The 6,387-nt window shown below is 73.9% G+C and carries 6 protein-coding genes and 1 pseudogene; 4 read left to right on the top strand and 3 right to left on the bottom strand.

Annotation, left to right across the window (positions count from 1 at the left end):
• Window positions 1-64: 64 nt before the first annotated feature.
• The gene (locus tag ACWEN3_RS38535; RefSeq protein WP_452981020.1) at window positions 65-262 is read right to left on the bottom strand and encodes an acyl-CoA carboxylase epsilon subunit; all 198 of its coding nucleotides are present in this window, start codon (window positions 260-262) and stop codon (window positions 65-67) included.
• Window positions 263-288: 26 nt separating this feature from the next.
• Window positions 289-1,890 carry an acyl-CoA carboxylase subunit beta gene (locus ACWEN3_RS38530; protein WP_452981017.1) on the bottom strand — a complete coding sequence of 534 codons (1,602 nt, stop codon included), beginning with the start codon at window positions 1,888-1,890 and terminating at the stop codon, window positions 289-291.
• Window positions 1,891-2,000: 110 nt separating this feature from the next.
• On the opposite strand from ACWEN3_RS38530, the gene ACWEN3_RS38525 reads away from it, so the two are divergent.
• Window positions 2,001-2,867 (top strand): biotin--[acetyl-CoA-carboxylase] ligase, encoded by an 867-nt coding sequence (locus tag ACWEN3_RS38525; protein WP_452981014.1) that lies wholly within the window; start codon window positions 2,001-2,003, stop codon window positions 2,865-2,867.
• A 273-nt stretch (window positions 2,868-3,140) separates the two neighbouring features.
• Window positions 3,141-4,259 carry an adenylate/guanylate cyclase domain-containing protein gene (locus ACWEN3_RS38520; protein ID WP_452981012.1) on the top strand — a complete coding sequence of 373 codons (1,119 nt, stop codon included), beginning with the start codon at window positions 3,141-3,143 and terminating at the stop codon, window positions 4,257-4,259.
• A 17-nt stretch (window positions 4,260-4,276) separates the two neighbouring features.
• Here the strand turns inward: ACWEN3_RS38520 and ACWEN3_RS38515 are convergent, their stop codons facing one another.
• The gene (locus ACWEN3_RS38515) at window positions 4,277-4,888 is read right to left on the bottom strand and encodes a hypothetical protein (protein WP_452981010.1); all 612 of its coding nucleotides are present in this window, start codon (window positions 4,886-4,888) and stop codon (window positions 4,277-4,279) included.
• A gap of 198 nt (window positions 4,889-5,086) precedes the next feature.
• Here ACWEN3_RS38515 and ACWEN3_RS38510 point away from each other — a divergent pair, with 198 nt between their 5' ends.
• Together ACWEN3_RS38510 and ACWEN3_RS38505 are read left to right on the top strand one after the other, a co-directional pair.
• Window positions 5,087-5,881 (top strand): enoyl-CoA hydratase/isomerase family protein, encoded by a 795-nt coding sequence (locus tag ACWEN3_RS38510; RefSeq protein WP_452981007.1) that lies wholly within the window; start codon window positions 5,087-5,089, stop codon window positions 5,879-5,881.
• A 66-nt stretch (window positions 5,882-5,947) separates the two neighbouring features.
• Window positions 5,948-6,387: pseudogene (locus tag ACWEN3_RS38505) on the top strand (diguanylate cyclase); the annotation flags it as partial.

The following is a 6,387-nucleotide window of genomic DNA, read 5'->3' as shown; positions in this document are numbered from 1 at the left end:
AGATCGCCGCGGGCTACGCCCTGGGCCGGCTCGGCACCCCGGAGGACATCGCCGCCGCCGTCGCCTATCTGGCCTCGGACGACGCCGGGCCCGGCTGGGGCAGACGGGCGGCGGCGATGCGGGACGGGTCGGACCACGCGTCGCGGGGTCCCGGCGCGCCGGACGGCTGCGCCGCGGCCGCCGCGGCGCGGGCGCGGACCACCGCCAGGGCGGCGGCCAGCTCCTCGGGGGTCGGGTTGCCTCGTACGACCTTGATCGTCATATCGGCTCCTGTCGGTCGGGCCGGGCCTAGAGGGGGATGTTGCCGTGCTTCTTCGGAGGCAGGGATTCCCGCTTGGTGCGTAGCTGACGCAGCCCGCGGACGATGTGGGCACGGGTGTCGGACGGCATGATCACCGCGTCGATGTAGCCGCGCTCGGCCGCGACGTAGGGGTTGAGGAGGGCGTCCTCGTACTCCTGGATCAGCCGGGCCCGGGTGGCCTCGACGTCCTCCGCCTCGGCGATGGTCCGCCGGTGCAGGATGTTGACCGCGCCCTGGGCGCCCATGACGGCGATCTGGGCGGTGGGCCAGGCGAGGTTGAGGTCGGCGCCCAGGTGCTTGGAGCCCATGACGTCGTAGGCGCCGCCGAAGGCCTTGCGGGTGATCACGGTGATCAGCGGGACGGTGGCCTCGGCGTAGGCGAAGATCAGCTTGGCGCCGCGCCGGATGATGCCCTCGTGCTCCTGGCCGACGCCGGGCAGGAACCCGGGCACGTCGACGAACGTGAGCACCGGGATGTTGAAGGCGTCGCAGGTCCGCACGAACCGGGCGGCCTTCTCGGACGCGTCGATGTCGAGGCAGCCGGCGAACTGCATCGGCTGGTTGGCGACGACGCCGACCGGGTGGCCCTCGACCCGCCCGAACCCGGTGAGGATGTTCGGCGCGAACAGGGCCTGCGTCTCGAAGAACTCGCCGTCGTCCACGACGTGTTCGATCACCGTGTGCATGTCGTACGGCTGGTTCGCGCTGTCCGGCACGGCGGTGTCGAGCTCGCGGTCCTCGTCGGTGACGGTGAGGTCCGCCTCCTCCGGGAAGACCGGGGGCTCGGCGAGGTTGTTGGACGGCAGGTACGACAGCAGCTGCTTGACGTACTCGATGGCGTCCTTCTCGTCCCCGGACATGTGGTGGGCCACACCGGAGGCGGTGTTGTGGGTGCGGGCGCCGCCCAGCTCCTCGAAGCCGACGTCCTCGCCGGTGACGGTCTTGATGACGTCCGGCCCGGTGATGAACATGTGCGAGGTCTGGTCGACCATGACCGTGAAGTCGGTGATGGCCGGGGAGTACACCGCGCCACCGGCACACGGCCCGACGACCAGGCTGATCTGCGGGATCACACCGGAGGCGTGGGTGTTGCGGCGGAAGATCTCGCCGTAGGCGCCGAGGGAGGCGACACCCTCCTGGATCCGCGCGCCGCCGGAGTCGTTGATGCCGATGACCGGGCAGCCGGTCTTCAGCGCGAAGTCCATCACCTTGACGATCTTCTGGCCGTAGACCTCGCCCAGGGCGCCGCCGAAGACGGTGAAGTCCTGCGAGAACACGGCGACGGGGCGTCCGTCGACCGTGCCGTACCCGGTGACGACACCGTCGCCGTACGGGCGGTTCTTCTCCAGCCCGAAGTTGGTGGAGCGGTGCCGGGCGAACTCGTCGAGTTCGACGAACGACCCCTCGTCCAGCAGCAGCTCGATGCGCTCACGGGCCGTCAGTTTGCCCTTGGCGTGCTGCTTCTCGACGGCGCGCTCCGAACCGGCGTGCGTCGCCTCGTGAATGCGCCGCTGGAGATCCGCGAGCTTGCCCGCGGTGGTGTGAATGTCGATCTCTTGGATCTCTTGACGCTCTTCCGGCTCGGACATCGGGATGCGGCTCCCTGCCTGCTCAAAAGGGGGGACGGTTACTCATCCGTAGCGTAGTGGCGGCCCTACCGATCAGCACTGCGTCGTTTACCACACCTAGGGTGGCTTGCATGACGCCCCGAGATGCAGCAGACGACGACCGCAGCCGCTGGTCCGACCTCGACCGCCCGCCCCTGAACGCAGCCGCGCTGCGCCGCGCGCTGGTGCGCGAGGGCTCGCTGTGGTCCGGCCTGGAGCTGGTGCGGAGCACCGGCTCCACCAACAACGACCTGGTGGAGCGTGCCGCGGCCGGCGAGGCGGCCGAGGGCGCGGTGCTGGTGGCGGAGGAGCAGACGGCGGGGCGGGGCCGCCTGGACCGCCGGTGGACGGCGCCGCCGCGGTCCGGCCTCTTCTTCTCCGTGCTGCTGAAGCCCGCCGAGGTGCCGGTGGCGCGCTGGGGATGGCTGCCGCTGCTCACCGGGGTCGCGGTGGCGACGGGGCTGTCCCGGGCGGCGGGCGTGGACACGGCACTCAAGTGGCCGAACGACCTGCTGGTGACCGTGGGCGGTGAGGAGCGCAAGGCCGGGGGCATCCTGGCCGAGCGGGCCGGCACGGACGGCGTGGTCATCGGCGTCGGCATCAACGTCACGCTGCGGGCCGAGGAACTGCCGGTGCCGCAGGCGGGGTCCCTGGCGCTGGCCGGGGCGGTCGGCACGGACCGGGATCCGCTGCTGCGGGCGGTGCTGCGGTCGCTGGAGGACTGGTACGGGCGGTGGCGGGCCGCCGGGGGCGACCCCATGGCGAGCGGGCTCCAGCAGACGTACGCGGCGGGGTGCGCGACGCTCGGGCGGACGGTGCGGGCCGAGCTGCCGGGGGACCGGGCGCTGGTCGGGGAGGCCGTGGCCGTGGACGGCGACGGCCGCCTGGTCATCGCCACGGAGGAGGGCGTCCAGGAGCCGGTGGGCGCGGGCGACATCGTCCATCTGCGTCCGGCGTGACGGTGCGGGGCGTGCCCCAGGGGGGCGCGGGGAACCGCGCGATCGGCCACGGCCGGCCCGCAGGTGCGTACGGCGGCCGGTGACCGCAAGCTGATGGCGGGGGTCTGGGGACCACGGGTCCCCAGGGGGCGTCGGCTGCGGTTTCCGGTGCCCGACGCACCGGTGCCGGGCAGGTGGACCCCCGCCGAACCCGACGGAGTGAGCTGGCGCACACCTGCCGTAGAGTTGAGGCCGGTCGATACCTGACCGTGGCAGATCGGAAGGGCAGCAGGCGTGACCGTCGACGACACGGGCCCCGGCGAGGACGGCCGGACGGACCCCAACGCCGCCGACCCCGGCGAGGACCCGCTCGCGCTGCGTCTGGAACAGCTCATCCTGGGCGCCGAGCGCCGCTACACGCCTTTCCAGGCCGCCCGCAGCGCCGGTGTCTCCATGGAGCTGGCGTCCCGCTTCTGGCGGGCGATGGGCTTCGCGGACATAGGCCAGGCCAAGGCCCTCACCGAGGCCGACGTGCTCGCCCTGCGCCGCCTCGCCGGTCTGGTCGAGGCGGGCCTGCTCAGCGAGGCCATGGCGGTGCAGGTGGCCCGCTCCACCGGCCAGACCACCGCCCGGCTGGCCGAGTGGCAGATCGACTCCTTCCTGGAGGGCCTGACCGAGCCCCCCGAGCCCGGCATGACCCGCACCGAGGTGACGTACCCCCTGGTCGAGCTGCTGCTGCCCGAGCTGGAGGAGTTCCTGGTCTACGTCTGGCGCCGGCAGCTGGCCGCCGCCACCGGGCGGGTCGTCCAGGCGGCCGACGACGAGGAGATGGTCGACCGGCGGCTGGCCGTCGGCTTCGCCGACCTGGTCGGGTTCACCCGGCTGACCCGCCGGATGGAGGAGGAGGAGCTCGGCGAACTCGTCGAGGCCTTCGAGACCACCGCCGCCGACCTGGTGGCCGCGCGCGGCGGCCGGCTCATCAAGACCCTCGGCGACGAGGTCCTGTACGCGGCGGACGACGCGGGCACGGCGTCGGACATCGCGCTGCGCCTGGTCGAGACGCTGTCGAACGACGAGACGATGCCCGAGCTGCGGGTCGGCATGGCGTTCGGCACGGTGACCACCCGGATGGGCGATGTGTTCGGCACGACGGTGAACCTGGCCTCCCGGCTGACCTCCATAGCCCCGCGGGACGCCGTGCTGGTGGACAGCGCGTTCGCCGAGGAGCTGATCCGCAGCGGCGAGGCGCCCGCCTCGGAGGCGGAGGCGGCCGAGGCCGCGGCCGCCGCCGAGAAGGAGGGCGAGGAGCCGCCGACGTACCGTTTCGCGCTCCAGCCGATGTGGCAGCGCCCGGTGCGCGGTCTCGGCGTGGTCGAGCCGTGGCTGCTCGCCCGCCGGGACGGGCAGCCGTAGCCGCCCGGGGCCCTTGCTTACCGGCGTCCTGGTCCCTGGGGCGCGCCCAGCGGTTCCACGCACAGGCTGATCAGCGGCAGGCACAGCCCGCCCGGCGGGGGCGGTTCCGTGCTGTGGCCCGGGGCCGGGGCCGGGGCGGGCTCGGCGGTCGTCGGTTCCGGGCGCGGGGCCGCCGTGGTGGCCGGGGGCCGGTGCGTGCCGGCCGGCGCGGTCGGGGCTCCGGTGGGCACGGTGGTCGGGACGGCGGTGTCCCCGGGCGGTGTCACGGACCGGACCCGGGCGTCCGGGACCGACGAGCCGGCGGCCGTCGGTTCGGGGCCGCGTCCCCCCATGACGGAGGTCGCCGTGGGCAGCGCGGTGGGTCCGGCGGCGGCGACGGTGGTGGCGGTGGCGGCGGTGTTCGCTGAGTGGTCCGTGGCCGCGCTGCCGGGGCCGAGCCGGGGTTCCGCCTCCGCCGTGCCCGGGGCGCCGACCCCGGACTCCGGGGAGATGCGGACCAGGCTGAGGACGCCGGCCGCCAGGGCGAGGCCGCCCGCGGCCAGCAGCACCTTGCGGGGGCGGGGCTTGCGGTGACGCCCTCGCCGGATGCCGGACGAACCCTCGCGCGACTCTGCAGGTATCGGTCTCATGGGTTTCCTCCCCGCCGCGCGCCCCGGGGCGCGCGTGGCGGAGCGCACGCTATGCGCTCCTGTGGGCGGTGTGGGGTGAGACGGCGGGATATCACTCGAACGGGTGTAGCCCCTCGGGCTTTCCCGCAGTCGGGTACGGCTGCGATGATCGGGCCGACAGCGAGTTAACCCTCGTTAACACGGGAAGTGGAGGACGCCATGAGCGAGGAGCGGTTCGGGGAGTTCGTGCTGGTGCGGCGGCACGGGCTTGTCGCGGAGCTGGTGCTGGACCGGCCCAAGGCGATGAACGCCGTCTCCACGGAGATGGCCCGCTCCCTCGCGGGCGCGTGCACGGCGCTGGCCGCGGACCGGGACGCGCGCGTGGTCGTCCTGACCTCGTCGCACGAACGGGCCTTCTGCGTCGGCGCCGACCTGAAGGAGCGGAACTCCTTCAGCGACGCGGACCTGGTGCGGCAGCGGCCGGTGGCGCGCTCGGCGTACACCGGCGTGCTGGAGCTGCCGATGCCGACGATCGCGGCGGTGCACGGGTTCGCGCTGGGCGGCGGGTTCGAGCTGGCGCTGTCCTGCGACCTGATCGTGGCCGACCCCACGGCCGTGGTGGGCCTGCCGGAGGTGTCCGTGGGCGTGATCCCGGGCGGTGGCGGTACGCAGCTGCTGCCGCGCCGGGTCGGGGCGGCGCGGGCGGCCGAGCTGATCTTCACGGCGCGGCGGCTGGACGCGGCGGAGGCCGCCGGGCTGGGACTGGTGGACGAGCTGGTCGAGGAGGGGCGCGACCGCGAGGAGGCGCTGGCGCTGGGCGCCCGGATCGCCGCCAACTCGCCCGTCGGGCTGCGGGCGGCCAAGCGGGCGCTGCGGCTCGGGCACGGGCTGGATCTGCGGGCGGGTCTCGAGGTCGAGGACGCGGCGTGGCGCTCGGTGGCGTTCTCCGGGGACCGGGCGGAGGGGGTCGCGGCCTTCAACGAGAAGCGCAAGCCGCAGTGGCCGGGGGAGTAGCCGCCGGATCACCCTGTTCGCCATACCAATGCCCCTATTAAGCCCATTCCTCCCTAACCTGGAGTAATGGGTGAGGACAAGCGGCTCGCGGCCGTGGTGGCGCTGGCTCAGGGGATGGCGGCGGCGCACACCCCCCGGGAGTCGTGGCAGGCCGCCGCGCTCGGCGCCTGCCGGGCGCTGGACGGCGGCTTCGCCGCGCTGTCGGTGTGGGAGCGGGAGCTGGGCCGCCTCCGGGTGCTCGTGAACGTGGGCGACAGGGCGCCGGACGAGGAGGAGTTCCCGGAGGCCGAGGCCTACCCGGTGCACCAGTTCCCGGAGATCACCGAGTTCCTGCACGAGCGGTGGGCGGGCGGGGGCGAACCCAACGCGTGGGTGGAGACCGCCGAGGGCCCGGCCGCCGGCACCCCGGGCTACTTCCACCAGCGGGTCGCCGCCCTGCACCGCGCCGCCTATCTGCTGTACCAGGACCGGCGGCGGTACGCCGGCGGCATCCTCATCGTCTCGCC

It is taken from the genome of Streptomyces sp. NPDC004561, assembly GCF_053602155.1.
Note: the sequence above shows the minus strand (reverse complement) of the source record. Positions and strands in the feature narration are given on the sequence as shown.

Coding starts and splice junctions, on each gene's coding strand:
- ACWEN3_RS38535 (WP_452981020.1), bottom strand. CDS start 262: ATGACGATCAAGGTCGTACGAGGCAACCCGACCCCCGAGGAGCTGGCC.
- ACWEN3_RS38530 (WP_452981017.1), bottom strand. CDS start 1,890: ATGTCCGAGCCGGAAGAGCGTCAAGAGATCCAAGAGATCGACATTCAC.
- ACWEN3_RS38525 (WP_452981014.1), top strand. CDS start 2,001: ATGACGCCCCGAGATGCAGCAGACGACGACCGCAGCCGCTGGTCCGAC.
- ACWEN3_RS38515 (WP_452981010.1), bottom strand. CDS start 4,888: ATGAGACCGATACCTGCAGAGTCGCGCGAGGGTTCGTCCGGCATCCGG.
- ACWEN3_RS38510 (WP_452981007.1), top strand. CDS start 5,087: ATGAGCGAGGAGCGGTTCGGGGAGTTCGTGCTGGTGCGGCGGCACGGG.